Origin of the sequence: Agromyces cerinus subsp. cerinus (assembly GCF_900142065.1) — a bacterium.
Lineage (GTDB): Bacteria > Actinomycetota > Actinomycetes > Actinomycetales > Microbacteriaceae > Agromyces > Agromyces cerinus.
Map to the genome: position 1 here is coordinate 920,110 of NZ_FSRJ01000001.1, position 23,777 is coordinate 943,886.

Below are 23,777 nucleotides of genomic sequence, written 5' to 3' on the forward strand. Positions count from 1 at the left end.
CTCGGCGCTCGTTCGGACACGCGCCGTAGAGTCGTTCGAATGCGCGCCATCCGAACTGCACGACTGCCGCTCCTCATGACGGCGGCGCTGTTCGCGCTGACGGCGTGCGCGGGCCCTTCGGGCAGCGGTGAGACGGCGTCTCCGGCGGAACCGACGTCGACCCCGACCCCGACCCCGACCGATCCGATCGCCGAGTGGGTCGACGAGCGGATGTCGCAGCTCACCGTCGAACAGAAGGCGGCGGCGCTGCTCATGGTGCACGCACCGGGCACCGACCCGGCACCACTGCGCGCGTACGTCGACGCCGGGGTCTCCGGACTCATCCTCATGGGCGACAACGTGCCGTCGGGGCCGACCGAGCTCGGCGCGCTCACCGCGGCCGTGCAGACGGATGCGGAGGCTCCCGTGCTGATCGGCATCGACGAGGAGGGCGGCGAGGTGCAGCGACTGCCCTGGGACGGCGCCGCGGCCGCGGACAGCCTGCGAGCCGAGGCGCCTGCAGCCGCACAGGCGGCATTCGCGGCCCGGGCTGCGGTGCTCGCCCAGAGCGGCGTGAACGTGAACTTCGGCATCGTCGCCGACGTCACCGCCGATCCCGACTCGTTCATCTTCGGGCGTGTGCTCGGCACCGACCCCGGTGGCTCGGCCGATCGGGTGGCCGGTGCCGTCACCGGGGAGCAGGGCGTCGTCGCGAGCACGCTCAAGCACTTCCCGGGTCACGGGGCGGCGCCGGGCGATTCGCATTCGAGCGTGCCGACCGCGCCGTTGACGATCGACGAATGGCGTGCCGGCCCGGCGCTGCCGTTCGCGAGCGGCATCGATGCCGGCGCCGAACTGATCATGACGGGTCACCTCAGCTACCCCGCGGTGGACGCGGCCCCGGCATCGCTCTCGCCCGAGTGGCACCGCGTGCTGCGTGACGAACTCGGCTTCGACGGCGTCGTCGTGACCGACGACATGCTGATGCTGCAGCACAACGGCCTTCCCGAGTACGCGGATCCGGGGGAGAACGCCGTGCGCGCCGTGGCGGCCGGAGCCGATCTGCTGCTCTACGTGCTCCCGTCGGATCCTGCGTCGATGGGCATCTCGATCGACGGCCTCGTCGGGTCGATCGTCGGAGCCGTGCACTCGGGGCGCATCACCGAGGCGCAGCTCGACGACGCGGCCGAGCGGGTGCTTACCCTGCGCCGGACGCTCGCGAACTGAACCCGAGAATTCTCTGAAAGATCTCCGCCCGGCGGGAATACCGCGTCGCTCCATGCGTTTGCATAGTCGTGGCCGAACGGCCGCCACGACACCGAACACGGGAGACCGCCCAACATGACGACGACTGCACCGACGATCGAGATCCCCGGCTACCGCGCTGGCACCTGGAACATCGACCCCACTCACAGCGAGGTCGGCTTCAGCATCCGCCACATCATGATCAGCAAGGTCAAGGGCAAGTTCGAGCGCTTCACCGCGACGTTCGTCACGGCCGAGAACCCGCTCGACTCGAGCGTCACCGCGTCGGCCGAGGTCGCCTCGGTCACCACGAACGAGCCGAACCGCGACGCGCACCTGCGCACCGGCGACTTCTTCGAGGCCGAGACCTACCCGACGATCGACTTCGTCTCGACCGGCGTGCGTGTCGAGAAGGGCGACTTCAAGGTCGACGGCGACCTCACGATTCGCGGCATCACGAAGCCGGTCACCTTCGACTTCGACTTCGGCGGCTTCGGCGGCGACCCCTACGGCAACTACAAGGGCGGCGCCACGGCGAAGACCGTCGTCAACCGCGAGGACTTCGGCCTGCAGTACAACGCAGCGCTCGAGACCGGCGGCGTGCTGCTCGGCGACCAGGTGACGATCACCCTCGAGCTGCAGGCCGCACTCGAGCAGTAGTCCCGACGCTCCTCTGAACGGCGGCCGTGCACTCTGCACGGCCGCCGTTCGCGTGCATGGGCACAGCGGCGTGCGTGCCGACACCGCGGATGACGCGGCGCTCGTCTCAGTCGAGCGCGGTCACCTCGCCGAGCTCTCTGCCCCAGAACCGCGCCCACTCGCGAAGGCGGGGCGTGAACGAGTCGGGGTCGAGCGGGCCGTCGAACCCGTCGATCGTCACGGAGGTCGCCCGCGCCCGCTCCACCTTTCGCCACAGACCGACGACCCGGCCGTTCTGCACGAGGGTCGGCTGGAACACGCCGTTGCCGCCGGGGACCACCCGCGGCGCATGCGCCGGGTCGCAGACCGGGCCGCGATCGCGATACCCGAGGTAGTACTCGTCGAACGCCGCGAGCGCATGACGGCCCGAGGCGCGCGTCGCCCGCGAGCCCGACGACGGCTCGGCGACGACGAACCGCTCGTCATCGAACGCGACGACTCCGTCGCCCGCATCGGCGAGGGCGGCACGCGCATCGGTCAGCGTGAGTCCGCTCCACCACGCGAAGTCCTGCACGGTCGCCGGTCCGTGCCCCCTCACATAGTCGACGAACAGGGCGGTCAGCGTCTCCTCGCGCGTCTTCGGCGGTGCGACGCGGGGCGACCACTCGTCGAGCAGCACGAATCGCTGACCACCGCGTCCCTCCGCCGGCCCGCAGCAGAGCACCCCATCGTGAGCGAGCCACCAGATGAGGTGGTAGCCGCGCTGCCCGGCCGTCGAGATGCCGGCAGCCTGCCAGGCGACCTGCAGTTCGTCGCGGGAGAGCGAGCGGCCGCCCTCGAGTTCGCGCTCCGCGATGCCGCGGGCGGCCGAGTAGACCTCGGCGTCGAGCTCGAGCTCCCGGTGGGTCGCCGTGGCCTTCTGCAGGATGCGCGGGCCCGTGATCACGAGGATGTCGCGCAGTGCCTCGGCGGGCACGAGGTGGAGCGTGCCGCGCATCGGCCACGACCGGAGCACCTCGCGCGACTCGATGGCGGCATCGACGTCGGCGGCGACCGAGCCGCGCACCCGCGCGCCGAGCACCCACTTCGCGGCGGCGAAGTCCTGCGCCTGCACGGCGCCGAGGCGTCGCACCGCTGCAGCGATCGAGGGCAGGCCCGATGCGAGCCCGTGCGAGTCGAGTCGGGCAGCGCGAACGCGCGCGTCGCTGGCGAGATTCGGCATGCTCCGAGTCTGGCGGAAGCCTGAGACATCCGCTGTGGTGCGGCCATGCCGCCACGGAGCCACGCCGGGCGGGATAGACTGGGAGGCTGTGCCGCTCGGCACGCCATCCCACCCCGTTCGTTTCGGAGGAACCCCCGTGCTCGCCGTCCATGATCTCGAGATCCGCATCGGTGCGCGCGTGCTGATGGAGCACGTCGACTTCCGCGTCTCCGACGGCGACAAGATCGGCCTCGTCGGCCGGAACGGCGCCGGAAAGACCACTCTCACGAAGACGCTCGCGGGCGAGACGCTGCCCACCGGCGGCCGGATCGAGCGCAGCGGCGAGATCGGCTACCTGCCGCAGGACCCGCGCTCCGGCGACCCCGAGATGCTCGCCCGCACGCGCATCCTCGATGCACGCGGACTCGGCCAGATCGCGCTCGGCATGCATGAGGCGTCCCTGAGCATGGGCGACGCGGACCCGGCAGTCGCCGAACGCGCCATGAAGAAGTACGGCAATCTCACCGACCGCTTCAACGCACTCGGCGGGTACGCCGCCGAGGCCGAGGCAGCCTCGATCGCCTCGAACCTGAACCTGCCCGACCGCATCCTCGACCAGCCGCTGAAGACGCTCTCCGGCGGCCAGCGACGCCGTATCGAGCTCGCTCGCATCCTCTTCTCCGACGCCGAGACGATGATCCTCGACGAACCGACGAACCACCTCGACGCCGACTCCGTCGTCTGGCTCCGCGAGTTCCTGAAGAACTACCGGGGCGGCGTCATCGTGATCTCCCACGATGTCGTGCTCGTCGGCGAGGTCGTGAACCGGGTGTTCTACCTCGACGCGAACCGCTCCGCGATCGACATCTACAACATGGGCTGGAAGCACTACCAGCGCCAGCGCGCCGCCGACGAGGAGCGTCGCAAGAAAGAGCGCATGAACGCCGAGAAGAAGGCCGGTGTGCTGCAGCTCCAGGCGGCCAAGTTCGGTGCGAAGGCCTCGAAGGCGGCAGCGGCGCACCAGATGGTCGCCCGTGCCGAGAAGCTGCTGGCCGGTCTCGAAGAGGTGCGCACCGTCGACCGCGTCGCCAAGCTCCGCTTCCCGACCCCGGCGCCCTGCGGTCGCACGCCCATCACGGCGTCCGACCTCTCGAAGAGCTACGGCTCGCTCGAGATCTTCACGGCGGTCGATCTCGCGATCGACCGCGGTTCGAAGGTCGTCATCATCGGCCTGAACGGTGCCGGCAAGACGACGCTCCTCCGCATCCTCGCGGGCGTCGACAAGCCCGACACCGGCGTCGTCGATGCGGGCCACGGCCTGCGCGTCGGCTACTACGCGCAGGAGCACGAGACGATCGACGTCAAGCGCTCGGTGCTCCAGAACATGGTCAGCGCATCGCCGAACCTCACCGAGACCGAGGCGCGCAAGGTGCTCGGTTCGTTCCTCTTCACGGGCGACGACGTGCACAAGGCGGCCGGCGTGCTCTCCGGCGGCGAGAAGACGCGTCTCGCGCTCGCGATGATCGTCGTCTCGGGTGCCAACGTGCTGCTCCTCGACGAACCGACGAACAACCTCGACCCCGCGAGCCGCGCCGAGATCCTCGACGCCCTCGCGCACTACGAGGGTTCGGTCGTGCTCGTCTCGCACGACCCGGGCGCCGTCGAGGCGCTGAACCCCGAGCGCGTGCTCATCATGCCCGACGGCACCGAAGACCATTGGAGCCGCGAGTACCAGGAGCTCATCGAGCTGGCCTAGCCGCGAGCGTGCTCGGCTCGGTCAGCGCCGGTCGAGCACGCCGTCCTCGAGGTCTGCGTCGGCGTCTCGCCGCTTCTGCTTCGGCTTTCGGGCCGCGCGAGTCGCGGCATCCGTCGAACCGGATGTCTCTGCGAGCGCCTTGCGCTCCTGGTTCGCCGCCCAGGCGAGGCCGACGAAGCCCATGATGGCGAAGACGTACCACTGCAATGCGTACGAGAGGTGCGGACCTTCGTCGCGTTCGGGGCGTGCCGCCGCCAGCGGCGGTTCGTCGGCGTCGGAGCCCGACTGCACGAGCACGCCGTACGCCGCGGTGTAACTCGGTTCGCCGACCCGCTCCGAGAGCTCTTCGAGGTCGATCGTCGCGAACTCGCTGCCCGTCGACGTGCGCCCGTCGATGCGCCCTTCGCCGGCCTTCAGGCGGGCCTCGATCTCGACGTGCCCGCTCGGCGGCGCAGGCACCTCGCTCGGCCGGCCCTCCGAGTTCTGCGCGATCCAGCCGCGATCGACCATGAACACCGTGCCGTCATCGAGCCGGAACGGCGTGATCACCTGGAAGCCCGAGCTGCCCTCGAACGGACGGTTCCGCACGACGACCTCCTCATCGGCGAGGTACTCGCCGGACAGTGCGACCACCTGCCAGCGCTGATCGATGTCGAAGGCCTCGGGGTCGGGCAGCGCTTCGGCGACCGGCACGGCCGCCGCGTCGTAGTTGGCGTCGATGCGCGCGACTTCGGCGAGCGCCTCGGTGCGCCGGTTGAACTGCCAGGAGCCGAGCGCCGAGCAGACGATCGCGAAGACGACGGTGAGCAGCAGGTAGCCCGCCCAACGCCGGTGCAACAGGAATCGCCAGTCGTTCACTCGTCGTCTCCGTCTGCGGCGTCGGGCCGCGGCTCGTGGATGTCTGCGAAGGCGGCGACCGCGACCGGGAACGAGCGCGCCTCGAGGAACCCGCGCAGGTAGTCGACGTGCTCGTCGCACGCGAGCCAGGTCTTGCCGCGGTCGCCGGTGTGGATGCGAGGGTTGCGCCAGTCGATGCGCCACAGCGCGGGTTGCCGGCATTGCGCGCGCGAGCAGGTGCCGTGGTCGGGCGACGCGCCCAGTCCACCGATCATGCGGCGCCGCGTTCGTCGTGACGGGCCTGATCGTCGTGCGGCGTCGATCGCGGTTCCGCGTTCGCCGAGTCCGTCGGATCGGCCGCAGACGAGGCTGCAGATGAGGCCGCAGACGAGGCTGCAGGCGGGGGAGTGCGACGCAGCAGGCCACCGGGGCGGAGCACCGCGCGCTGCCTGCCCGAGCCCTGCACGTTCGCGATCACCACCGCGAAGTACGGGAGGAAGATCGCGCCTGCGGCGAACACCGCGAGCCACCAGCCGCGAGCGAAGAGCAGTCCGATGACGCAGAGCACACGGATCGACATCGCGATCGAGTACTTGATCATGCGCGCCCGCCGCTCCGCTTCGGGCGAAGGCGGCAGCGTGGTGATCGACTGCTGCTGCTTCATGATGGTCGCCGTGGTCCTGCGGCACTCCTCTTGCATCAAGCCTACGTCGGTCGGCGGGCAACGGATGCCTCGAATACACGAGCCTCTAAGCTGAAACGGGCCGATCGGCCCGATGCCAGAAGGAGAAGCAACGCATGACGACGAGCCGCACCGTTCTCGTGACCGGTGGCAACCGGGGAATCGGTTTCGCGATCGCCCGCGAGTTCATCGCCCAGGGCCACCGTGTGGCCGTGACCGCCCGCTCGGGAGAGGGGCCCGAGGGCTCGCTCACCGTTCGGGCCGACGTCACCGACGCGGCATCCGTCGACGCCGCCTTCACCGAGGTCGAAGCGGCCCTCGGCCCGGTCGAGGTCGTCGTCGCGAACGCCGGCATCACGCGCGACATGCTGCTGCTCCGCATGAGCGAAGACGATTTCACGAGCGTCATCGACACCAACCTGACCGGCGCCTTCCGCGTCGTCAAGCGCGCATCCAAGGGCATGCTGAAGGCGCGCTTCGGTCGCATCGTGCTCATCTCGAGCGTCGTCGGCCTCTACGGCTCGGCCGGCCAGGTCAACTACTCGGCGTCGAAGGCGGGACTCGTCGGCATGGCCCGCTCGCTCACCCGTGAGCTCGGCGCGCGCAACATCACCGCCAACGTCGTGGCGCCGGGATTCATCGAGACCGACATGACCGATGAACTGCCCGAGGCGCAGCAGGCCGAGTACAAGAAGAGCATCCCGCTCGGTCGTTTCGCAGCACCCGAAGAGGTCGCGAAGGTCGTGACCTGGCTCGCGAGCGACGACGCCGGGTACATCTCGGGTGCCGTCATCCCCGTCGACGGCGGACTCGGCATGGGGCACTAGCGCGCCGATCGGTCACGACCCCCGCCATTGACCTCTGCGAGGCGCGGGGGGCAGACTGGGGCTCACTCGGGTCGAGATTCGACATCCGATGCAGATTCAGTTCGGGGGAACGATGAATCGCATTGCGAGACGCCTCCCGGTGCTGCAGCGGCGAGCATGCGCGAGGGGGAGCCATGTCGGAGCACGTCGAACCGCCGAAGCAGCCGGCCGCCAAGCCGGGTCGCGGATGGATCTGGATCGTCGTGGTGATCGCGGTCGTCCTCGGGCTGATCGCGGGATTCCTCGGCGGCCTGCTCGGTCGGAACCTCGCGAGTCCTGAGCCCTCTGCGGCGCCTGAGGTTGCATCTGCGCCCGTCGCCGATGGCGGCGTCTGCGATGCGACACAGGTCTCGGAGTCGGTGCTGCCTGCCGTCGTGACCATCTCTGCGAGCGATGGCTCCGAGGGCGGCGTGGGCACCGGCGAGATCATCAGCGAAGACGGGTACATCGTCACGAACAACCACGTGATCTCCGTCGCCGCCGACGGCGGCGAGATCGCCGTGCTGTACAGCAGCGGCGAGACCGCACCCGCGACACTCATCGGCCGGGATCCGCGGGCCGACATCGCCGTGCTCAAGGTCGACCACCCGTCTGCATTGCCGACGATCGAGGTGGGCAGCTCGGCGAACGTCGTCGTGGGGCAGCCGGTCGTCGCACTCGGCGCCCCGCTCGGCCTCTCGGGGTCGGTGACCGCGGGCATCGTCAGCGCACTCGGGCGCGAGGTGACGGTGCCGGGCGACGGTGACGAGACGACGATCCTGACCGGGGCCATCCAGACGGATGCCGCGATCAACCCGGGCAACTCGGGCGGGCCGCTCGTCGACTGCGACGGGCGCCTGATCGGCATCAACACCGCGATCGCCACCGTGCCGAACGAGGCGGGCGAAGCGGGCGGCGGCAGCGTGGGCATCGGATTCGCGGTGCCGGTCGATCGCGCGATGTCGATCGTCGACCAGCTCATCTCGACCGGCAGCGCGACCTACCCGTACTTCGGAGTGTCCGTCGTCGCGATCCCCGAGAATGCTGCCGCGGACTTCGGAGTCGACGGCGGCCTGTACGTCGCCTCGGTCGTCGCGGGCGGGCCGGCTGACGAAGCGGGGATCAAGGCCGGCGACATCATCCTGACGGTCAATGGCGAACCGGCGACCGACACCGAGGCGCTGACGGCGATCACGCTGCAGGCTCAGATCGGCGACGAGGTCGAGATCGGGTACCTCCGCGACGGCACTCCATCGACCACGACCGTGACCCTGCAGGAAGCGCCGCAGGGCTGACCGGGCGCCGCGGAGGCCAGAACGCGCTGAGCGCATGGGCGACCGGTCATCACGAACCGGCCGCCCATCCCGTCCGTCAGAGCGCGGCGACCATCAGCGAGGTCCCGGAGTCCTGCCGGCCGATATCGGCACGATCGAACGGTCCACCCCACGACAGACCGAACTGGTTCGCAGCATTCCGGTCGACGGAGTAGGCGAGCTCGGCCTGGTTCTTCAGCCACTTCTTGTACGGATGGCCCGGCAGCACGTCGTCCAGTTCCGCGAGGTTGCGCGCGAAGATTCCCTTGAACGCCGACTGGTCCGTGTTGCACCGGGTCGGCTCGCACGGCTCCGTCAGCACGCCTCCCGGCGCCAACGCGGGGCTCGAGAGCGTGGCATCTGCGATCGCCCGCGCCTCGGTGAGCAGACTGCGGTCACCCGTTGCCTCAGCGAGCTCGACCAGACCACCGATCAGCGAGCCCTGGTTGTAGGTCCAGGTCGTACCGCCGTTGCTCGTGCAGTCGTCTCGGAGTCCATCGTTGACCAGATGCTCCGAATTGATCATGCCGCTCGCCTTGAACCACTCCCATTCCTCGACCGCACGGGAGAGGTAGAACGTGTCCCCGGGGATGGCGTTGTGGAGGGAAGCCGTCAACTTGAGGTACAGCGAGTTGCTGATGGCGTTCTTGTAGCTGTTCGATGGGATGTCCCAGACGATCCCGCCACCGCAGCGGTCGTCCCAGTAGTCGCGCATGTACGCCTCATCGAGCTTGGCGATGTCGAGGTACTCGGTCTTCCCCGTGAGTTCGTACAGGCGCACCATCGCCAACGCGTACCATCCCGTGTCGTCGGTGGAGTCGGTCCGGAACTCACCGCCGCCCTGCGGCCACCAGTCCTGCGGAGCCCGCAGTTTCGTCACGGCCTCTTCGACCAGCGGGAGATAGGACGTGTCGTTCGCTCGCTGCTCGAAGTCCAGCACCACCTGCAGCGAGTTCCCGGTCTGCCACCATGAGGGGCCCGGATCGAACCGTCCGTTCCCCGGGTTGTAGAAGTCCACCAGCGCAGCCACCGACGCCGCGGCGTGATGACGAGAGCTGTCGGACTGCGCTTGCACCTGCGGGGGCCTGTGCGCGCCATCGGGCGGTGCCGCCTGCGCCGATATCGTCGTCGTTCCGATCATCAACGCGCCCGCAGCTGCGCCGATGATCACCTTCCACGTGCTCTGCATGTGCCGCATATCTTCGTCTCGCTCCTTTGCTCGACAACTATGTGCGGACAAGAATACATGGGCCGGTTCGGCACGAGTCAAGCCCGCCAACCACCCGCTGTTCGTGGAGAAGGTCCTGTTCGTGGCGTACGACACCATCGTCGGTTCGCACCGAACCACTCAACGCTCCGGAGCGGTCAGAAGGCGCTGCCGAGCCAGAGCCCGAGGCCTGCGGCCGCGAGCGAGAGCACGAGCATCAGCACCCCGCTGACGAACGAGGCGGCGAATCGTCGCTGTCGGACGAGCTGCACCGTCTCGTAACTCGCGGTGCTGAAGGTCGTGTAGCCGCCGAGGAACCCGGTTCCGAGCACGAGCGCGAGCTCGGGGGACAGCAGGTTCGTGAGGGTTGCGCCGATGATGAGGCCGAGCGCGAAGGAACCCGACACGTTGATGACCGTCGTCGCCCAGGGGAACGCGGTGCGGACCCGTGACCGGATGAGACCGTCGAGCACGAAGCGCACGCCGGCGCCGAGCCCGCCCCCGACGACGACCAGGAGGAAGAGCGGAAGCGTCATGCGGGTTCACCACCCCGACCGGGGCGCCGGCTTCCGCCGAGTCCGATTCCGACCACGATCCCGGCCCAGGTGGCGAGCCCGCCGACCAGCAGGGTGCCGAGCGCGTAGAGCATTGCTGCGCCGACCCCACCGTTCACCGCGAGCACGACGGTGTCGTTGGCGAGCGCGCTGTACGTGGTGAACCCGCCGCAGAACCCCGTGCCGAGGAGGAGGCGGAGCTGCGCGGCCGATGCGTCCGCGGGGCCCCGGCGCTCGAGCATGGAAGAGAGGCAGCCGAGCAGGAAGGCACCGACGATGTTGACGAGCGCGATGGCGATCGGCACCTCTGCGACCGTGGGGATCGCCAGCGCGAGCCCTGCGCGTGCTGCAGACCCGGCCATGCCTCCGGTCACGACGAGTGCGATGGCGGTCCACCGGAGGTGGGGCGGCAGTGCATCCGTCACGAGTCGGTTCCGCGGCCGGGCTCGGACGCTGCGCGATGCGATACGGGAACGATGACGATCGGTCGCGGTTGGCGGTGCGCCAGTTGCGCGCCGACCGAACGACTGAAGAATTCGCGCAGGCTCCCGCCGAGTGAGTGATCGTGCGCGCCCACGACGATCATGGCGGCATCGAGCGTCTCGGCGAGGTGCCCGAGAGCGCCGGCGACATCGCCGGCGAGCGCGAGCGTGCGCCAGGGCACGGCGGTCGTCGCGAGGAGATCCCGCAGCGTACGGGCCAGCGATTCGTCGAACACCGTCTCATGGTCGTCGGCGAAGTCGGGATCGAGCGAGGCGCTCTCGACCGATCCGTCCGCGGCCTCCTCGACCGGATAGCGCGCGGGGTTGACGTATGCGCAGACCAACTCGGTTCCGAACCGACTCGCGAAGATGGCGGCCTGCTTCACGACGTCGGCGGGCTGACCGGGTACCACGCCGACGATCACCGGCTGCGCTGAGCGCGCACCCTCGACCTCAGCCATGCCGCGATGCTACGCCGCGGCGCGCACAGGGGTCAACGAGCGGCACCCCGCGGCTCACCCGCGAAGGCCGAGCACCGAGAGCACCGACGACAGGTCGGGACGGTCGATCACCAGGTCCGCCTGCGCTCGCACGATCGGCTTCGCGCAGAAGGCGATGCCGAGCGCGGCTCGGTCGAGCATCTGCAGGTCGTTCGCGCCGTCGCCCACCGCGACGGTGCGCCCGATCGGGATGCCGCCGGCCTCCGCCCACTCGGCGAGCGCGACGGCCTTGGCGGCGGCATCGATGATCGGGCCGTCGACCCGGCCGGTGAGCCGGCCGCCCGTGATCTCGAGTCGGTTCGCCCGGCAGAAGTCGAGGCCGAGACGTTCGGCGAGCGGGGCGAGCAGCTCGTGGAAGCCGCCGGAGACGACGCCGACGCGCCCGCCGGCCGCATGCACGCCGTCGATGAGCTCCTGCACGCCGGGAGTGGGCGTCATCCGCTCGCGTGCAGCCGCGAGCACCGAGACGTCGAGGCCCGCGAGGGTCGCGACCCGCTCGCGCAGGCTCTCGGCGAAGTCGAGCTCCCCGCGCATGGCTCGCTCGGTGACGGCGGCGACGTGTTCGAGGGTGCCCGCGGCCTCGGCCAGCAGTTCGATCGCCTCTTCGCGGATGAGGGTCGAGTCGGCGTCGAGCACGACGAGGGGGCCGCTCGCGCGGCCGGTGGTGCCGGCGCTCACGCGGTGGCCCGGACGCGCGAGCCCTTGCCCACGACGGTGATCCCGCTGTCGGTCACGATGAACCCCCTGGCGATGTCTTCGGCCCGGTCGACTCCGATGCGCGCTCCCGCCTCGACGATGACCTCCTTGTCGAGGATCGCCCGTTGCACGGTCGCTCGGGCGTCGATGCGCGCCCGGTCGAAGAGGATCGAGTCGGAGACGTGCGCGCCGGAGCCGACCTTCGCCCACGGCCCGATGACGCTGCGTTCGACGTGGGCGCCCGAGATGACGGAGCCGAGCGAGACGATCGAGTCGATGACCGTGCCGAGGGTGCCGCGGGCGTCGCGGGTGAACTTCGCCGGCGGCGAGTTCAGCTGCTGGCTGAAGATGGGCCACTCCCGGTTGTAGAGGTTGAAGACGGGCAGCACCGAGATGAGGTCTTGATGCGCCTCGAAGAACGAGTCGATGGTTCCGACGTCGCGCCAGTAGTACCGGTCGCGATCGGTCGACCCGGGCACCTCGTTGCGCTGCAGGTCGTAGACGCCCGCGGCGCCCTGCGCCACGAAGGCCGGGATGATGTCGCCGCCCATGTCGTGGCTCGAGTCCGTGCGCTCTCCGTCGCGCAGCACGGCGTCGATGAGGGCATCGGCGTCGAACACGTAGTTGCCCATCGAGGCCAGCACCTCACCGGGGGAGTCGGGGAGTCCGACCGGATCGGCGGGCTTCTCGAGGAACCGGTGGATGCGGCCGGGATGGGCGGCATCGACCTCGATGACGCCGAACTGGTCGGCGAGTCCGATCGGCTGGCGGATCGCGGCGACGGTCGCCGCGGCGCCCGACTCGATGTGCGCGTCGATCATCTGGCTGAAGTCCATGCGGTACACGTGGTCGGCACCGACGACCACGATGATGTCGGGCTGCTCGTCGTAGATGAGGTTGAGGCTCTGCAGGATGGCGTCGGCCGATCCCGAGAACCAGCGCTTGCCGAGGCGCTGCTGCGCCGGCACCGACGCGACGTAGGAGTTCAGGAGCCCGCTCATCCGCCAGGTCTGCGACACGTGCCGGTCGAGGCTGTGCGACTTGTACTGGGTGAGCACGACGATCTGTCGCAGCCCCGAATTCAGCAGATTCGAGAGCGCGAAGTCGATCAGTCGGTATTGCCCGCCGAACGGCACCGCCGGCTTCGCGCGGTCCTCCGTCAGGGGCATGAGTCGCTTGCCCTCGCCGCCGGCGAGGACGATGCCGAATACCTTGCGCGTCGCCATGCCACAACTGTAGTCAGCGCGGGCCGCCGGTGGGCCGTCGAGTCGGGACGTGACGGATGCTGCTGCGCTACGTTTGCAGCATGCGCGTCGACCTGCTCACCCGCGAGTACCCACCCGAGGTCTACGGCGGTGCCGGTGTGCACGTCGCCGAGCTCGTTCGAGCGCTGCGCTCGAGCATCGACGTGCAGGTGCGGTGCTTCGGTGCGCCGCGCGACGAAGCGGGAACCTTCGGCTATCCGACGCCGCCCGAGTTCGCTGCGGCGAACGCTGCGCTCGGCACGATGGGCGTCGACCTGCTCATGGCCGGCGACGCGGCCGGGGCCGATCTCGTGCACTCGCACACCTGGTACGCGAACTTCGCGGGCTTCACGGCGAAGCGCCTGCACGGCGTGCCGCACGTCGTGACGGCGCACAGCCTCGAGCCGCTGCGGCCGTGGAAGGCCGAGCAACTCGGTGGCGGCTACCGGCTCTCGTCTTGGGTCGAGCGCGCCGCCTTCGAAGACGCCGATGCGGTCATCGCGGTGAGCAAGGGCATGCGCCGCGACATCCTTCGCTCCTACCCCTCGATCGACCCGAGCAGGGTCGAGGTCGTGTACAACGGCATCGACCTCGACGACTGGGCTCCGCACCGCGACCACGACGTCGTGCGGTCGCTGGGCGTCGACCCCGATCGACCTTCGGTGATCTTCGTCGGCCGCATCACCCGGCAGAAGGGGCTGCCCTACCTGCTGCGGGCGGCGCGGTTGCTGCCCGATGACGTGCAGCTCGTGCTCTGCGCCGGCGCGCCGGACACCGAGGAGATCATGGCGGAGGTCACCTCGCTCGTCGACGAGTTGCGCACCGAACGCGACGGCGTCGTGTGGATCGACCGGCATCTGCCGCGCAGCGAGCTCTCCGCCCTCCTCACGGCAGCCACGACCTTCGTGTGCCCTTCGGTCTACGAGCCCCTCGGCATCGTGAACCTCGAGGCGATGGCCTGTGGTGCTCCGGTCGTCGGCACCGCGACGGGCGGCATTCCCGAAGTCGTCGCCGACGGTGTCACGGGAATGCTCGTGCCGATCGAGCAGCTCGACGACGGCACCGGCACGCCCGTCGATCCCGATCGGTTCGTCGCCGATCTGGCGGCGGCGCTCACGACCGTGGTGAGCGACCCGGTGCGGGCGGCCGAGATGGGGGCGGCCGGGCGCCGCCGCGCCGAGACCGAGTTCGGCTGGGCGGCGATCGCCGAACGCACGCTCGAGCTGTACAGCCGGGTGCTCGCTCGGTGACCCGCGTCGACGCGCGCGGCGAGTCGGGTGCGCCGAGTGACCTCCGCGCTGCCGATAGCATTGGACGCATGGCGAGCACGGTTCTGCAGTTCCACGATGTGTCGGTGGTCCGCGATGGCAACACGATCCTCGACTCCGTCAACTGGAGCGTCGCCTCCGACGAACGCTGGGTCATCCTCGGGCCGAACGGCGCGGGCAAGACGACGCTGCTGCAGATCGCAGCCGCGGCGATGCACCCGACCTCGGGCACGGCCGATGTGCTGCAGGAGGCGCTCGGCAAGGTCGACGTCTTCGAGCTGCGCCCCATGATCGGCTTCGCCTCGACGGCGATGGCCCGCAAGATCCCGCGCAACGAGACCGTGATCGACGTCGTGCTCACCGCGGCGTACTCGGTCACCGGCCGCTGGAACGAGGAGTACGAGGCGATCGACCTGCGTCGTGCGCAGCGCGTGCTCTCGGAGTGGGGCCTCGAAGGCTTCGCCGACCGCCGGTTCGGCAGCCTCTCCGACGGCGAGCAGAAGCGCGTGCAGATCGCTCGATCGGTCATGACCGACCCCGAACTGCTGCTCCTCGACGAGCCGGCCGCGAGCCTCGACCTCGGTGCCCGCGAAGAGCTCGTCGCGCTGCTCGGCGGCTATGCCGCATCGTCGGCCTCTCCCGCGATCGTGATGGTCACTCACCACGTCGAAGAGATCCCCGTCGGCTTCACGCACGCCCTGCTGCTGCAGAAGGGCGGCATCGTCACCGCGGGTCCGCTCGCGGAGGCGCTCACCGCCGAGAACCTCTCGAAGACGTTCGACATGAAGATCGAACTGACCGAGACCGACGGTCGATACGCGGCTCGCGCCGTGTGACCGCACTTCGCTGTCGACTCTGCTAAGATCGATAGCTGGCCCGTGGGCCGCCTTTCTTCCCTGCGTGAGCGCAGGTTTCGTATCCACCGTCCGAATGCTTCACCAGCTGAAATCCAAGGAAGTCTCCATGAAGACCGACATCCACCCCGAGTACAACGCGATCGTCTTCCGCGACCTCGCTTCGGGCGCCACGTTCCTCACCCGCTCGACGGCGACGAGCGACAAGACGATCGAGCTCGACGGTGAGACCTACCCGGTCATCGACGTCGAGATCTCGTCGGAGTCGCACCCGTTCTACACGGGCAAGCAGCGCATCATGGACTCGGCCGGTCGCGTCGAGAAGTTCAACCAGCGCTTCAAGAACTTCGGCGCGTAAGCACTGTCGTACCGCGAAGGCCCCGCCGATGGCGGGGCCTTCGTCGTACGCCCAGGGTTCGGCGAGCGGCCGCAGCGGGCATCGTGTTAGCGTCGCCGGATGCCGGGACCATCGCGCCGACGCAGGAGCATGCCACGGGCGCTCACGCTGCCCGCTGCGGTGACCGGCACGGGAGTCGTGCTCCGCGCGTTCCGTGACGATGACGTCGAGACGGTGCGCGAGGCGTCGCGCGACCCGCTCATTCCCGACCTCACGACCGTGCCGCGGAACGCCGACCGCCGCGGCGCCCTCGCGTACATCGCACGCCAGCATCGACGTCTGCGCTCGGGCACGGGCTACTCGTTCGCGATCGCCGACGCCGACGATCGCGCCATCGGCCAGATCGGACTCTGGCCCGTGCGCGACGACCCGGGGCGCGCCAGTATCGGCTACTGGATCGTCGAGTCGGCCCGCGGACACGGTCGCGCGAGCGCCGCGCTACGCGCGCTCGGCGAGTGGGCATGGAGCCTGCCATCGTTCGAGCGTCTCGAGCTGTTCGTCGAGCCCTGGAACACGAGCTCCTGGAAGGCCGCGGAGGCGGCCGGCTTCGAGCGCGAGGGGTTGCTCAGATCGTGGCGGGTGATCCGCTCGGAGCGGCGCGACCTGTTCGTCTACTCGAGGATTCGTGAGCAGGAAGAGCCGAACGTCGGGTCAGCGCACCGGCCAGACGCCTGACGTCGTGAACTTGGGCTCGCCGTTCTTGCGGCGCCACGCCTGGTAGCTCTCGGCCTGCTCGCGGCTCCAGTCGACCTGTCGAGCGTGCAGTTCGGCGACGGCGGTCGCGGCGAGCTCGGGGAAGGTGCGGGCGATGGCCTGGGCGACGCGGCCGGCGGCCACGGCGTCGGCACCGGCGTCGTGGGCGTCGTCGAGCACGACGCCGTAGTGCTCGGCGGTCGCGGAGAGCGTGCGCTTGCCGCGCCGGTACTTGTCGACCGCCTTGTCGATGACGAGCGGGTCGATCACGGCGCCGGGGACGGGCAGGGGATCGATGCCGTAGCGCGACGCCTCGCGGTCGAGGATCGTGAGGTCGTAGGCGGCGTTGTAGGCCACGATCGGCAGTCCCCGCGCCGCGGCATCCGTCAGGGCGCCGATGATCTCGGCGACCGCACTGACGGCCGACTGCCCCTCGAGCCGGGCACGTTCGGTGCTGACGCCGTGGATGAGGGAGGCCGCGGTCGGGATCTCCACGCCAGGGTCGACGAGCCACTCGTGCTGCTCGAGCACCTCGCCCGAGGCACCGATCACGCCGACGTGGGCCGTCACGATGCGGCACGTGTCGACGTCGATGCCCGTCGTCTCGAGGTCGAAGACGGCGAGCGTGTCGGCCCAGTGGCCACCCAGAAGATCCATGTCGTCAGGCTATGGTCGGCCTCCGTCATCGGGGTCGCGCAGTGGCGCGTGTCGGCGGCATCCGAGGCGTATCGGCTCTCCACAGTGAGCGGGAGGCGCCCAGCACCGCGCCATAGAATGGCAGGGATGATCACCTCTCCGTACGCCGAGCAACTCGCTCGCATCCCCGTGCGAGCGCACCGCGTCGACGTCGACGGCACCGAGACGGCCTGGTGGGAGTACGGCGAGGCCGACGCCCCCGTGCTCGTGCTCGTGCACGGCTTCCGCGGCGATCACCACGGCCTCGAGCCCGTCGTCGCCCAACTGCCCGGCTTCCGCATCATCTCGCCCGACCTGCCGGGCTTCGGCGAGTCGGCGACCTTCGCCGGTCGCCCGCACGACATCGAGGCGTACGCCGACTGGCTCGGCGCGTTCATCGACGCCGTGGGCATCACGGGGCCGTACGCCCTGCTCGGCCACTCGTTCGGCTCGATCGTCTCGTCGGCCGCGGTCGCCCGTGGTCTCGCACCCGAGCGCCTCGTGCTCGTCAACCCGATCGGCGCCCCGGCGCTCGAGGGCCCCCGAGGCATCATGACCCGGCTCGCGGTCCTCTACTACCGCACCGCGGCCGCGCTGCCCGAGCGCGCCGGCTTCGCACTGCTGCGCAACGGCGTCGTCGTGCGCGTGATGAGCGTGACGATGGCCAAGACCCGGTCGAAGTCGCTCCGCCGCTTCATCCACGACCAGCACGACCAGTACTTCTCGGCGTTCGGCGACCGCGACGCCGTGCTCGAGGCGTTCCAGGCCTCCGTCAGCAACGACGTCAGCGAGTACGCCGCCGACATCGCGGTGCCGACGCTCCTCGTCGCCGCCGAACGCGACGACGTCACCCCCATCGCGGCGCAGCACCGACTCGTCACGCTCTTCCCCGACGCGACGCTCGAGGTGATCCCCGAGGTCGGCCACCTGATCCACTACGAGACGCCCGGCGACGCGGCGTCACGCATCCTGACGTTCCTCGGCGCCGGGGCGCGCGCGTGAGGATCGTCGTCGACTGCCGTTACACCCGCATCGGGCAGCACGACGGCATCAGCCGGTTCACGGCGGGCATCGTGACCGAGCTCGGCAGGCGGCATCCGATCACCATGCTCGTGAGCGACCACCGCCAGCTCGCCATGCTGCCCGAGCTGCCGTGGCAGCTCGTGAGCTCGCCCACGAGCATCCGCGAGCCGCTCGTCGCCCTGCAGGTCAAGCGACTGCGGCCCGACGTCGTCTTCACGCCGATGCAGACGATGGGCTCGTGGGGTCGCGACTACAAGCTGCTGCTGACCCTGCACGACCTGATCTACTACGAGAACCGCACGCCGCCGCGCGACCTGCCGGCTCCGGTGCGCCTGCTCTGGCGTCTGTACCACCTCGCCTGGTGGCCGCAGCGCATGCTGCTGAACCGCGCCGACCAGGTCGTCACCGTCTCCGAGACCACGGCGGGGCTGATCCACGAGCACCACCTGACCGACCGGCCCGTCACCGTCGTGCCGAACGCCGCCGACGACCTCGGCACTCCCGCCCTGCCGCGCATGCGTCCCGAGGGTCACCGGCTCGTCTACATGGGCTCGTACATGCCCTACAAGAACGTCGACACGCTCGTGCGCGCCGTCGCCGCGCTCCCCGACCACGAACTGCACCTGCTCAGCCGCATCAGCGCCGACGAACGGTCGCGCCTCACGCGCCTCGCACCGCAGGCTCGGCTCGTCTTCCACGACGGCGTGACCGATTCCGCGTACGCCGAGTTGCTCTCGGGTGCGACCGCACTCGTGCACGCGTCGAAGGCCGAGGGCTTCGGCATCCCGCTCGTCGAGGCGATGCGGCTCGGCACGCCCGTGGTCGTCAGCGACATCCCGATCTTCCGTGAGATCGGCGGCGACGCCGCCGTCTACTTCGACCCCGAGAACCCCGAGTCGCTCGTCGCAGCGCTCTGGTCGCTCGAACGCCAGGGGGAGTGGGAACGACGATCCGAGGCAGGCGTGGGCGTGGCCGCCCGGTACAACTGGTCGGCGTCGGCCGACCGCCTGCTCGCGCTCATGCAGTCGACCGTCGCCGGCAACCGCCGGCGTCGGCGCCGACGGGTCGGCTGACGCCGTCTTCCGCCGATGTCGCGGCACCGCATGCGGCGCGCGCCCGAGCATCTCGGCGTGGCCGTGCCGTGTGCGGATCCGCTACGCGTCGGTGCCCGTGAGCGCCTCGGGCTCGACGAGCTGCAGCTCGCCGGCCTCGAATCGCACGAGGTGCACCGAGCCGTTGGCGACCGCGTAGCCGGCGCCCGGCAGCGTCCAGTCGCTGAGGTGCAGCATGAGCGAGTGGATCACGCCGCCGTGGGAGACCACGACGACCGAGCCGCCGGGGTGCTCCGCCGCGATCTCGGCGAGGGCTGCGGTCGAGCGCGCGATCACGGTCGAGCGCGGTTCGAGTCCCTCGATGGTCGCCGCCTGCGCCTCGACCGCGGCTCTGCCGGCGTGGTCGAGACCTTCGAGTGCGCCGTGGGCGCGTTCGGCGAGGGCGGCGACGAGCCGGGGCTCGGGCAGCTCGAGCCGGCGAGCGATGATCTGAGCCGTCTCCGCTGCGCGCGAGAGCGTCGTGCCGTAGACGGCGTCCCATCGCTCGCTCGCGAGCTGCTCGCCGGTCTGCGCAGCCTGGAGCCGACCGGTGTCGTTCAACGGGATGTCGGTCGTGCCCTGGATGCGCCGCTGACGGTTCCACTCGGTCTCGCCGTGGCGTACGAGGGCGATGAGCACCGCGTCGGGGCGAGTGGCGTCGGTGGCGGCATCCGTCATGTCGTCAACTCTTCCAGAACGACCGCAGCGCTCACGAATCGAGGGCGGCGGCGATCGCGACGAGGGTCTCGCTCGCGCCCGCCTCGACCTTGACGGCTGCGCGGCCGTCGCCCTTCGTGAGTCCGCGGTTGATGATGACGATCGGCAGGCGCTTGCGCCGCGCCTGCTCGATGAGTCGCATGCCCGAGTTCACGACGAGCGACGAGCCGGCGACGAGCAGCACGTCGGCGCCCTGCACGAGCGAGGCGGCGGCCTGGAATCGGTCGGACGGCACGAACTCGCCGAAGAAGACCACATCGGGTTTCAGGATGCCGCCGCACACGGTGCACGCGGGGATCACCATCGCATCGACGTCGTCGACCTCGACATCGCCGTCGGGGGCCGGTCGGATCGCGGTCTCGAGGTCGATCTCGGGATTCAGCTCCTCGAGCCGTGCAGCGACCGCCTGCCGAGCGTAGTGCTGGCCGCAGGTGAGGCAGAGCACGCGGTCCATGCTGCCGTGCAGTTCGATGACGTGCCGGTTGCCGGCGCGGCGGTGCAGCCCGTCGACGTTCTGCGTGATCACGCCGCTGACGTTGCCGCGCGCCTCGAGGTCGGCGAGGGCGAGGTGGCCCCGGTTCGGCACCGCGCTGCCGAAGCTGCGCCAGCCGAGGTGGCTGCCCGCCCAGTAGCGCTTGCGCGCCTGCTCGGAGGCGAGGAAGGTCTGCACCGTCATCGGCGTGCGCACCGGCGCCCCTTCGCCGCGATAGTCGGGGATGCCCGAATCGGTGCTGACCCCTGCCCCGGTGAGCGCCGCGATGCGCGCGCCGCGGAGGAGTTCGATCGCCTCGGCGAGCTGCGGTTCGGCTTCGACCGGAGCCTCGGTATCAGTGCTCACGCGACTCTCCCTTCCACGATGCTGCCGAGTCTAGACGTGTCCGTTTTCCGGAATGTTTCCGGCACTGGCAGGCTGGAGGGTGAGGAGACGCATGCACATCGAACGAGTCCGCGACGCGGCATCCGATGCGGTGGCCGATTACGCCCGGCTCACCGACGTCGCGCTGCGCAGCGCCCACGAGCCCGAACAGGGCCTGTACATCGCCGAATCGGCGAAGGTCATCCGCCGGGCGATCGGCGCGGGCCATCGCCCGCGCTCGGTGCTGATGGAGGAGAAGTGGCTCGCGGGCCTCGAGCCGGTGCTCGCGCCGTTCGACATCCCCGTGCACCTCGCCGACCCCGACCAGCTCGAGGCGATCACCGGATACCGGGTGCACCGCGGCGCCCTGGCGGCCTTCGAGCGCCCGGTGCTCGCCGATCCGGCCGAGCTCCTCGCGGGGGCGCGGCGGGTCGTCGTGCTCGAGGACATCGTCGACCACACGAATGTCGGAGCCATTTTCAGGAGCGTCGCCGCCCTGGGCGCGGACGCGGTGCTGGTCAGCCCGCGCTGCGCAGACCCGCTCTACCGGCGGAGCGTGCGGGTGAGCATGGGCACCGTGTTCCAGGTGCCGTGGACCCGCCTGCCCGAATGGCCCGAGGCGGCCGAGCTGCTGCACGCGCACGGCTTCACCATCGCGGCCCTCGCCCTCGCCGACGAGGCCGTCTCGCTGCCCGATCTCGCGGCCGACGCGCCCGAGCGGCTCGCACTCGTCTTCGGCGCCGAGGGAGACGGCCTCAGCCGAACGGCGCTCGAGGCCGCCGACTCCGTCGTGACGATTCCCATGCGCCACGGCGTCGACTCGCTGAACGTCGCGGCCGCCGCCGCGGTCGTGCTCTACGCGGTCGCGCTGCCGGAAGCGGTCGCGCCCTCCGGCGAGGTCCGGTCATGACCGACCTCGAAGCTCAGGCGGCGAAGGCGAAGGTGTATCGACGCCGGCGCATCGTCGTCTTCAGCACGCTCGCGGTCGTCATCGCCCTCCTCACCACGGGCGGCGTGTACACGGCCAATGCGCTCGGTGCCGCCGTGCCCGCCGCCGCCCCGCAGGTCACCGACCCCGAGCCGGTCGCCGCGGCCCCGCAGCAGCTCTCGCTGCCCGGCTTCGGCGCCTACGCCGTCGGCGCCGTCGGGTTCGACGGACTCCTGGCCACGGGCAACGAGTCGACCCCCATGCCGATGGCGAGCATCACGAAGGTCATCACCGCGCTCACGGTGCTCGCCGAGCACCCGATCCCCGCGGGTGAGAGCGGGCCCGACATCGAGTACACCGACGCCGATGTCGACATCTACTGGGACATGGTCGCCCAGAACGGCTCGGTGGCCCCCGTCGAGGCGGGCGCGACCCTGAGCCTCAAGGAGAGCCTCGAGGCGCTCCTCATCCCCTCGGGCAACAACTACGGCATCTCCATCGCGAACTGGGCCTTCGGCTCCGAGCAGGCGCTCGTCGAGAAGGCCAACGCATGGCTCGCCGCGAACGGCCTCGCGAACACGCACGTGGTCGACTCGAGCGGCATCTCCGACGACAACCTCGGCACGGCGGCCGACATGGTGCTCCTCGGCGAGATCGCGCTTCGCGACCCGACGATCGCGGCCATCGTCGCGTCGAAGAGCGTCGATATCCCCGAGATCGGCACCCTGAAGAACTCGAACAAGCTGCTCGGCACGCACGGCGTCGACGGCATGAAGACCGGCACGACGGATGACGCGGCGAACCTGCTCTTCACGGCCGATTACGCCGTCGGCGCCTCGACGGTGACCGTGGTCGGCGTGCTCCTCGGCGGCGAGAACCACTCCGTGCTCGACGAGGCCATCGCCGCACTGCTCGACTCCGTCGCCCCGGGATTCCACGAGGTCGCGCCGCTCGAGGCGAATCAGGTGCTCGCGGAGTACACGACGCCGTGGGGCGAGACCGCCCGGGCCCGCACCGCCGACGGCGCCACCGTCGTCGTGTGGAGCGACACGCCCGTCGACGTCGAGGTGCAGGCCGAACCCGTCACGCTCGCCGAGCGGGGCGAGCAGGTCGGCACCGCGATCGTTCGCGCCGGCACGCAGGAGATCAGCGTGCCGCTCGTGCTCGATGCCGGGATCGACGACCCCGGGACGTGGTGGCGCCTCTCGAATCCGGGCGCGCTCGACTGAGCCCTGCCCCTCGACAGTGCCCGCCGGGCGGCGGCTGGTCTACTCGGGCGACGCGTACGGCGCGGCATCCGGTCGCTTGGCGCTGATGAGGTCGCCCGACGACTGGTGGCGGATGCGTCGCACCACCCACGGCACGAGGTACTCGCGTGCCCACGAGAGGTCGTCGACGCGCGCCTGACGCCACGTGCTCGACGGCAGGGGCTCGGGTCGCAGCGGCTCGAGTTCGTGCTCGACGTTCAGCGCGTCGATGACCATGCGTGCGACGGTGTGGTGGCCGAGCGAGTTCAGGTGCAGGCGGTCGGGAGCCCACATCCGCTGGTCCTGAATGGCGGTGAGCGCCCACTGGTCGGCGACGATGCAGTCGTACCTCGCGGCGATCGTGCGCAGGTTCTCGTTGTAGATCGCGACCTTGCCGCGGATGCCGCGGAACACGGGGGAGAAGCCGACGTCGACGCCGGTGAAGATGACGATCGTGGCGTGGTCGCGGGAGAGCCGCTCGATCGCGTACTCGAAACGCGCTGCGATCTCGTCGGGGTCGGTGCGCGGGCGGATGACGTCGTTGCCGCCCGCCGAGATCGTGATGAGGTCGGGGCGCAGCGCGAGTGCGGGCTCGATCTGCTCGTCGATGATCTGCTGGATGAGCTTGCCGCGCACGGCGAGGTTCGCGTACGCGAAGTCCTCGGTGCCCTGGGCCAGTTCTTCGGCGACTCGGTCGGCCCAGCCGCGGTGACCGCCGGGCGCGCCCGGCTCGGGGTCGCCGATGCCTTCCGTGAACGAGTCGCCGAGGGCGACGTAGCGCGACCAGGGATGCTGCTGCGTGACCATTCCTCCATTGTGCCAACTCGATCCCGGTTCGGGGATGTCGG

At 70.1% G+C, this 23,777-nt stretch carries 27 protein-coding genes; 13 read left to right on the forward strand and 14 right to left on the reverse strand.

From position 1 onward, the window contains the following. Positions 1 to 39: 39 nt before the first annotated feature. The gene (locus BUR99_RS04140; protein WP_074259037.1) at positions 40 to 1,206 is read left to right on the forward strand and encodes a glycoside hydrolase family 3 N-terminal domain-containing protein; all 1,167 of its coding nucleotides are present in this window, start codon (positions 40 to 42) and stop codon (positions 1,204 to 1,206) included. Positions 1,207 to 1,320: 114 nt separating this feature from the next. After that, complete coding sequence (locus BUR99_RS04145) at positions 1,321 to 1,884, forward strand: YceI family protein (protein ID WP_074259038.1); 564 nt, start codon at positions 1,321 to 1,323, stop codon at positions 1,882 to 1,884. A 106-nt stretch (positions 1,885 to 1,990) separates the two neighbouring features. Here the strand turns inward: BUR99_RS04145 and BUR99_RS04150 are convergent, their stop codons facing one another. Beyond that, entirely contained in the window at positions 1,991 to 3,085 is a 1,095-nt protein-coding gene (locus BUR99_RS04150; protein ID WP_074259039.1) for a winged helix DNA-binding domain-containing protein, read from the reverse strand. Between the two features lie 136 nt (positions 3,086 to 3,221). Here BUR99_RS04150 and BUR99_RS04155 point away from each other — a divergent pair, with 136 nt between their 5' ends. Next, complete coding sequence (locus BUR99_RS04155; RefSeq protein WP_074259040.1) at positions 3,222 to 4,820, forward strand: ABC-F family ATP-binding cassette domain-containing protein; 1,599 nt, start codon at positions 3,222 to 3,224, stop codon at positions 4,818 to 4,820. A gap of 21 nt (positions 4,821 to 4,841) precedes the next feature. On the opposite strand, the gene BUR99_RS04160 is transcribed toward BUR99_RS04155, so the two are convergent. Genes BUR99_RS04160 through BUR99_RS04170 form a run of 3 tightly spaced genes read right to left on the reverse strand, consistent with a single transcriptional unit; the run spans position 4,842 to position 6,321 of the window. After that, positions 4,842 to 5,678, reverse strand: a complete 837-nt coding sequence (locus BUR99_RS04160) for an SURF1 family cytochrome oxidase biogenesis protein (RefSeq protein ID WP_074259041.1) — start codon at positions 5,676 to 5,678, stop codon at positions 4,842 to 4,844. After that, on the reverse strand, positions 5,675 to 5,932 hold the full coding sequence (locus BUR99_RS04165) for a hypothetical protein (protein ID WP_074259042.1): 258 nt from the start codon (positions 5,930 to 5,932) through the stop codon (positions 5,675 to 5,677). The genes BUR99_RS04160 and BUR99_RS04165 overlap by 4 nt, the downstream gene beginning before the upstream one ends. Continuing rightward, on the reverse strand, positions 5,929 to 6,321 hold the full coding sequence (locus tag BUR99_RS04170) for a DUF3099 domain-containing protein (protein WP_074259043.1): 393 nt from the start codon (positions 6,319 to 6,321) through the stop codon (positions 5,929 to 5,931). The genes BUR99_RS04165 and BUR99_RS04170 overlap by 4 nt, the downstream gene beginning before the upstream one ends. A 134-nt stretch (positions 6,322 to 6,455) precedes the next feature. On the opposite strand from BUR99_RS04170, the gene fabG reads away from it, so the two are divergent. Together fabG and BUR99_RS04180 are read left to right on the forward strand one after the other, a co-directional pair. Next, entirely contained in the window at positions 6,456 to 7,166 is a 711-nt protein-coding gene (gene fabG / locus BUR99_RS04175; RefSeq protein ID WP_074259044.1) for a 3-oxoacyl-[acyl-carrier-protein] reductase, read from the forward strand. Between the two features lie 173 nt (positions 7,167 to 7,339). Beyond that, a complete protein-coding gene (locus BUR99_RS04180) occupies positions 7,340 to 8,479 on the forward strand; it encodes a S1C family serine protease (protein ID WP_074259045.1) in 1,140 nt (379 codons plus the stop codon). A gap of 76 nt (positions 8,480 to 8,555) precedes the next feature. On the opposite strand, the gene BUR99_RS04185 is transcribed toward BUR99_RS04180, so the two are convergent. The 6 genes from BUR99_RS04185 to glgC form a co-directional block, all read right to left on the reverse strand. After that, complete coding sequence (locus BUR99_RS04185) at positions 8,556 to 9,686, reverse strand: glycoside hydrolase family 76 protein (RefSeq protein ID WP_200802660.1); 1,131 nt, start codon at positions 9,684 to 9,686, stop codon at positions 8,556 to 8,558. Between the two features lie 176 nt (positions 9,687 to 9,862). Next, positions 9,863 to 10,240 (reverse strand): fluoride efflux transporter CrcB, encoded by a 378-nt coding sequence (gene crcB, locus BUR99_RS04190; protein ID WP_074259047.1) that lies wholly within the window; start codon positions 10,238 to 10,240, stop codon positions 9,863 to 9,865. Then, positions 10,237 to 10,683, reverse strand: a complete 447-nt coding sequence (locus BUR99_RS04195) for a fluoride efflux transporter FluC (RefSeq protein WP_234980727.1) — start codon at positions 10,681 to 10,683, stop codon at positions 10,237 to 10,239. Before BUR99_RS04195 ends, crcB begins: the two co-directional genes overlap by 4 nt. Beyond that, positions 10,680 to 11,201: a universal stress protein gene (locus BUR99_RS04200; RefSeq protein ID WP_074259049.1), complete on the reverse strand. Its 522-nt coding sequence runs from the start codon at positions 11,199 to 11,201 to the stop codon at positions 10,680 to 10,682. The genes BUR99_RS04195 and BUR99_RS04200 overlap by 4 nt, the downstream gene beginning before the upstream one ends. Before the next feature lie 54 nt (positions 11,202 to 11,255). Then, positions 11,256 to 11,918, reverse strand: coding sequence for a phosphoserine phosphatase SerB (gene serB / locus BUR99_RS04205; RefSeq protein WP_074259050.1), 663 nt, complete (start codon positions 11,916 to 11,918; stop codon positions 11,256 to 11,258). After that, the gene (gene glgC, locus BUR99_RS04210; RefSeq protein WP_074259051.1) at positions 11,915 to 13,162 is read right to left on the reverse strand and encodes a glucose-1-phosphate adenylyltransferase; all 1,248 of its coding nucleotides are present in this window, start codon (positions 13,160 to 13,162) and stop codon (positions 11,915 to 11,917) included. Before glgC ends, serB begins: the two co-directional genes overlap by 4 nt. 80 nt (positions 13,163 to 13,242) lie before the next feature. Here glgC and glgA point away from each other — a divergent pair, with 80 nt between their 5' ends. From glgA to BUR99_RS04230, 4 genes are all read left to right on the forward strand, one after another. After that, the gene (glgA, locus tag BUR99_RS04215) at positions 13,243 to 14,430 is read left to right on the forward strand and encodes a glycogen synthase (RefSeq protein WP_074259473.1); all 1,188 of its coding nucleotides are present in this window, start codon (positions 13,243 to 13,245) and stop codon (positions 14,428 to 14,430) included. A gap of 68 nt (positions 14,431 to 14,498) precedes the next feature. Then, positions 14,499 to 15,284 carry an ABC transporter ATP-binding protein gene (locus BUR99_RS04220; RefSeq protein WP_056651661.1) on the forward strand — a complete coding sequence of 262 codons (786 nt, stop codon included), beginning with the start codon at positions 14,499 to 14,501 and terminating at the stop codon, positions 15,282 to 15,284. Between the two features lie 127 nt (positions 15,285 to 15,411). Next, a complete protein-coding gene (locus BUR99_RS04225) occupies positions 15,412 to 15,660 on the forward strand; it encodes a type B 50S ribosomal protein L31 (protein WP_056650308.1) in 249 nt (82 codons plus the stop codon). 129 nt (positions 15,661 to 15,789) lie between these two features. Next, on the forward strand, positions 15,790 to 16,374 hold the full coding sequence (locus tag BUR99_RS04230) for a GNAT family N-acetyltransferase (protein ID WP_074259052.1): 585 nt from the start codon (positions 15,790 to 15,792) through the stop codon (positions 16,372 to 16,374). On the opposite strand, the gene BUR99_RS04235 is transcribed toward BUR99_RS04230, so the two are convergent. Continuing rightward, positions 16,351 to 17,049 carry an exonuclease domain-containing protein gene (locus BUR99_RS04235; protein WP_074259053.1) on the reverse strand — a complete coding sequence of 233 codons (699 nt, stop codon included), beginning with the start codon at positions 17,047 to 17,049 and terminating at the stop codon, positions 16,351 to 16,353. The genes BUR99_RS04230 and BUR99_RS04235 overlap by 24 nt on opposite strands. 126 nt (positions 17,050 to 17,175) lie before the next feature. Here BUR99_RS04235 and BUR99_RS04240 point away from each other — a divergent pair, with 126 nt between their 5' ends. After that, positions 17,176 to 18,069 carry an alpha/beta fold hydrolase gene (locus tag BUR99_RS04240; RefSeq protein WP_074259054.1) on the forward strand — a complete coding sequence of 298 codons (894 nt, stop codon included), beginning with the start codon at positions 17,176 to 17,178 and terminating at the stop codon, positions 18,067 to 18,069. Continuing rightward, complete coding sequence (locus tag BUR99_RS04245; RefSeq protein ID WP_074259055.1) at positions 18,066 to 19,163, forward strand: glycosyltransferase family 4 protein; 1,098 nt, start codon at positions 18,066 to 18,068, stop codon at positions 19,161 to 19,163. The genes BUR99_RS04240 and BUR99_RS04245 overlap by 4 nt, the downstream gene beginning before the upstream one ends. Before the next feature lie 81 nt (positions 19,164 to 19,244). Here the strand turns inward: BUR99_RS04245 and BUR99_RS04250 are convergent, their stop codons facing one another. Both BUR99_RS04250 and BUR99_RS04255 read right to left on the reverse strand, forming a co-directional pair. Continuing rightward, on the reverse strand, positions 19,245 to 19,859 hold the full coding sequence (locus BUR99_RS04250) for a histidine phosphatase family protein (protein ID WP_074259056.1): 615 nt from the start codon (positions 19,857 to 19,859) through the stop codon (positions 19,245 to 19,247). A gap of 31 nt (positions 19,860 to 19,890) precedes the next feature. Further along, entirely contained in the window at positions 19,891 to 20,736 is an 846-nt protein-coding gene (locus tag BUR99_RS04255; RefSeq protein WP_074259057.1) for an NAD-dependent protein deacetylase, read from the reverse strand. 91 nt (positions 20,737 to 20,827) lie between these two features. Here BUR99_RS04255 and BUR99_RS04260 point away from each other — a divergent pair, with 91 nt between their 5' ends. Together BUR99_RS04260 and BUR99_RS04265 are read left to right on the forward strand one after the other, a co-directional pair. After that, positions 20,828 to 21,664, forward strand: a complete 837-nt coding sequence (locus BUR99_RS04260) for a TrmH family RNA methyltransferase (protein WP_074259058.1) — start codon at positions 20,828 to 20,830, stop codon at positions 21,662 to 21,664. Then, a complete protein-coding gene (locus BUR99_RS04265; protein WP_084183571.1) occupies positions 21,661 to 22,911 on the forward strand; it encodes a D-alanyl-D-alanine carboxypeptidase family protein in 1,251 nt (416 codons plus the stop codon). The genes BUR99_RS04260 and BUR99_RS04265 overlap by 4 nt, the downstream gene beginning before the upstream one ends. 39 nt (positions 22,912 to 22,950) lie before the next feature. On the opposite strand, the gene BUR99_RS04270 is transcribed toward BUR99_RS04265, so the two are convergent. Continuing rightward, positions 22,951 to 23,736, reverse strand: a complete 786-nt coding sequence (locus tag BUR99_RS04270) for an SGNH/GDSL hydrolase family protein (RefSeq protein WP_074259059.1) — start codon at positions 23,734 to 23,736, stop codon at positions 22,951 to 22,953. Between the last annotated feature and the right edge of the window lie 41 nt (positions 23,737 to 23,777).

What these genes read in the sequence shown, in the direction of transcription:
- BUR99_RS04140 (WP_074259037.1), top strand. Translation starts at nt 40, where the DNA reads ATGCGCGCCATCCGAACTGCACGACTGCCGCTCCTCATGACGGCGGCG.
- BUR99_RS04145 (WP_074259038.1), top strand. Translation starts at nt 1,321, where the DNA reads ATGACGACGACTGCACCGACGATCGAGATCCCCGGCTACCGCGCTGGC.
- BUR99_RS04150 (WP_074259039.1), bottom strand. Translation starts at nt 3,085, where the DNA reads ATGCCGAATCTCGCCAGCGACGCGCGCGTTCGCGCTGCCCGACTCGAC.
- BUR99_RS04165 (WP_074259042.1), bottom strand. Translation starts at nt 5,932, where the DNA reads ATGATCGGTGGACTGGGCGCGTCGCCCGACCACGGCACCTGCTCGCGC.
- BUR99_RS04170 (WP_074259043.1), bottom strand. Translation starts at nt 6,321, where the DNA reads ATGAAGCAGCAGCAGTCGATCACCACGCTGCCGCCTTCGCCCGAAGCG.
- fabG (WP_074259044.1), top strand. Translation starts at nt 6,456, where the DNA reads ATGACGACGAGCCGCACCGTTCTCGTGACCGGTGGCAACCGGGGAATC.
- BUR99_RS04180 (WP_074259045.1), top strand. Translation starts at nt 7,340, where the DNA reads ATGTCGGAGCACGTCGAACCGCCGAAGCAGCCGGCCGCCAAGCCGGGT.
- BUR99_RS04185 (WP_200802660.1), bottom strand. Translation starts at nt 9,686, where the DNA reads ATGCAGAGCACGTGGAAGGTGATCATCGGCGCAGCTGCGGGCGCGTTG.
- crcB (WP_074259047.1), bottom strand. Translation starts at nt 10,240, where the DNA reads ATGACGCTTCCGCTCTTCCTCCTGGTCGTCGTCGGGGGCGGGCTCGGC.
- BUR99_RS04200 (WP_074259049.1), bottom strand. Translation starts at nt 11,201, where the DNA reads ATGGCTGAGGTCGAGGGTGCGCGCTCAGCGCAGCCGGTGATCGTCGGC.
- glgC (WP_074259051.1), bottom strand. Translation starts at nt 13,162, where the DNA reads ATGGCGACGCGCAAGGTATTCGGCATCGTCCTCGCCGGCGGCGAGGGC.
- glgA (WP_074259473.1), top strand. Translation starts at nt 13,243, where the DNA reads ATGCGCGTCGACCTGCTCACCCGCGAGTACCCACCCGAGGTCTACGGC.
- BUR99_RS04220 (WP_056651661.1), top strand. Translation starts at nt 14,499, where the DNA reads ATGGCGAGCACGGTTCTGCAGTTCCACGATGTGTCGGTGGTCCGCGAT.
- BUR99_RS04225 (WP_056650308.1), top strand. Translation starts at nt 15,412, where the DNA reads ATGAAGACCGACATCCACCCCGAGTACAACGCGATCGTCTTCCGCGAC.
- BUR99_RS04230 (WP_074259052.1), top strand. Translation starts at nt 15,790, where the DNA reads ATGCCACGGGCGCTCACGCTGCCCGCTGCGGTGACCGGCACGGGAGTC.
- BUR99_RS04235 (WP_074259053.1), bottom strand. Translation starts at nt 17,049, where the DNA reads ATGGATCTTCTGGGTGGCCACTGGGCCGACACGCTCGCCGTCTTCGAC.
- BUR99_RS04240 (WP_074259054.1), top strand. Translation starts at nt 17,176, where the DNA reads ATGATCACCTCTCCGTACGCCGAGCAACTCGCTCGCATCCCCGTGCGA.
- BUR99_RS04250 (WP_074259056.1), bottom strand. Translation starts at nt 19,859, where the DNA reads ATGACGGATGCCGCCACCGACGCCACTCGCCCCGACGCGGTGCTCATC.
- BUR99_RS04260 (WP_074259058.1), top strand. Translation starts at nt 20,828, where the DNA reads ATGCACATCGAACGAGTCCGCGACGCGGCATCCGATGCGGTGGCCGAT.
- BUR99_RS04265 (WP_084183571.1), top strand. Translation starts at nt 21,661, where the DNA reads ATGACCGACCTCGAAGCTCAGGCGGCGAAGGCGAAGGTGTATCGACGC.
- BUR99_RS04270 (WP_074259059.1), bottom strand. Translation starts at nt 23,736, where the DNA reads ATGGTCACGCAGCAGCATCCCTGGTCGCGCTACGTCGCCCTCGGCGAC.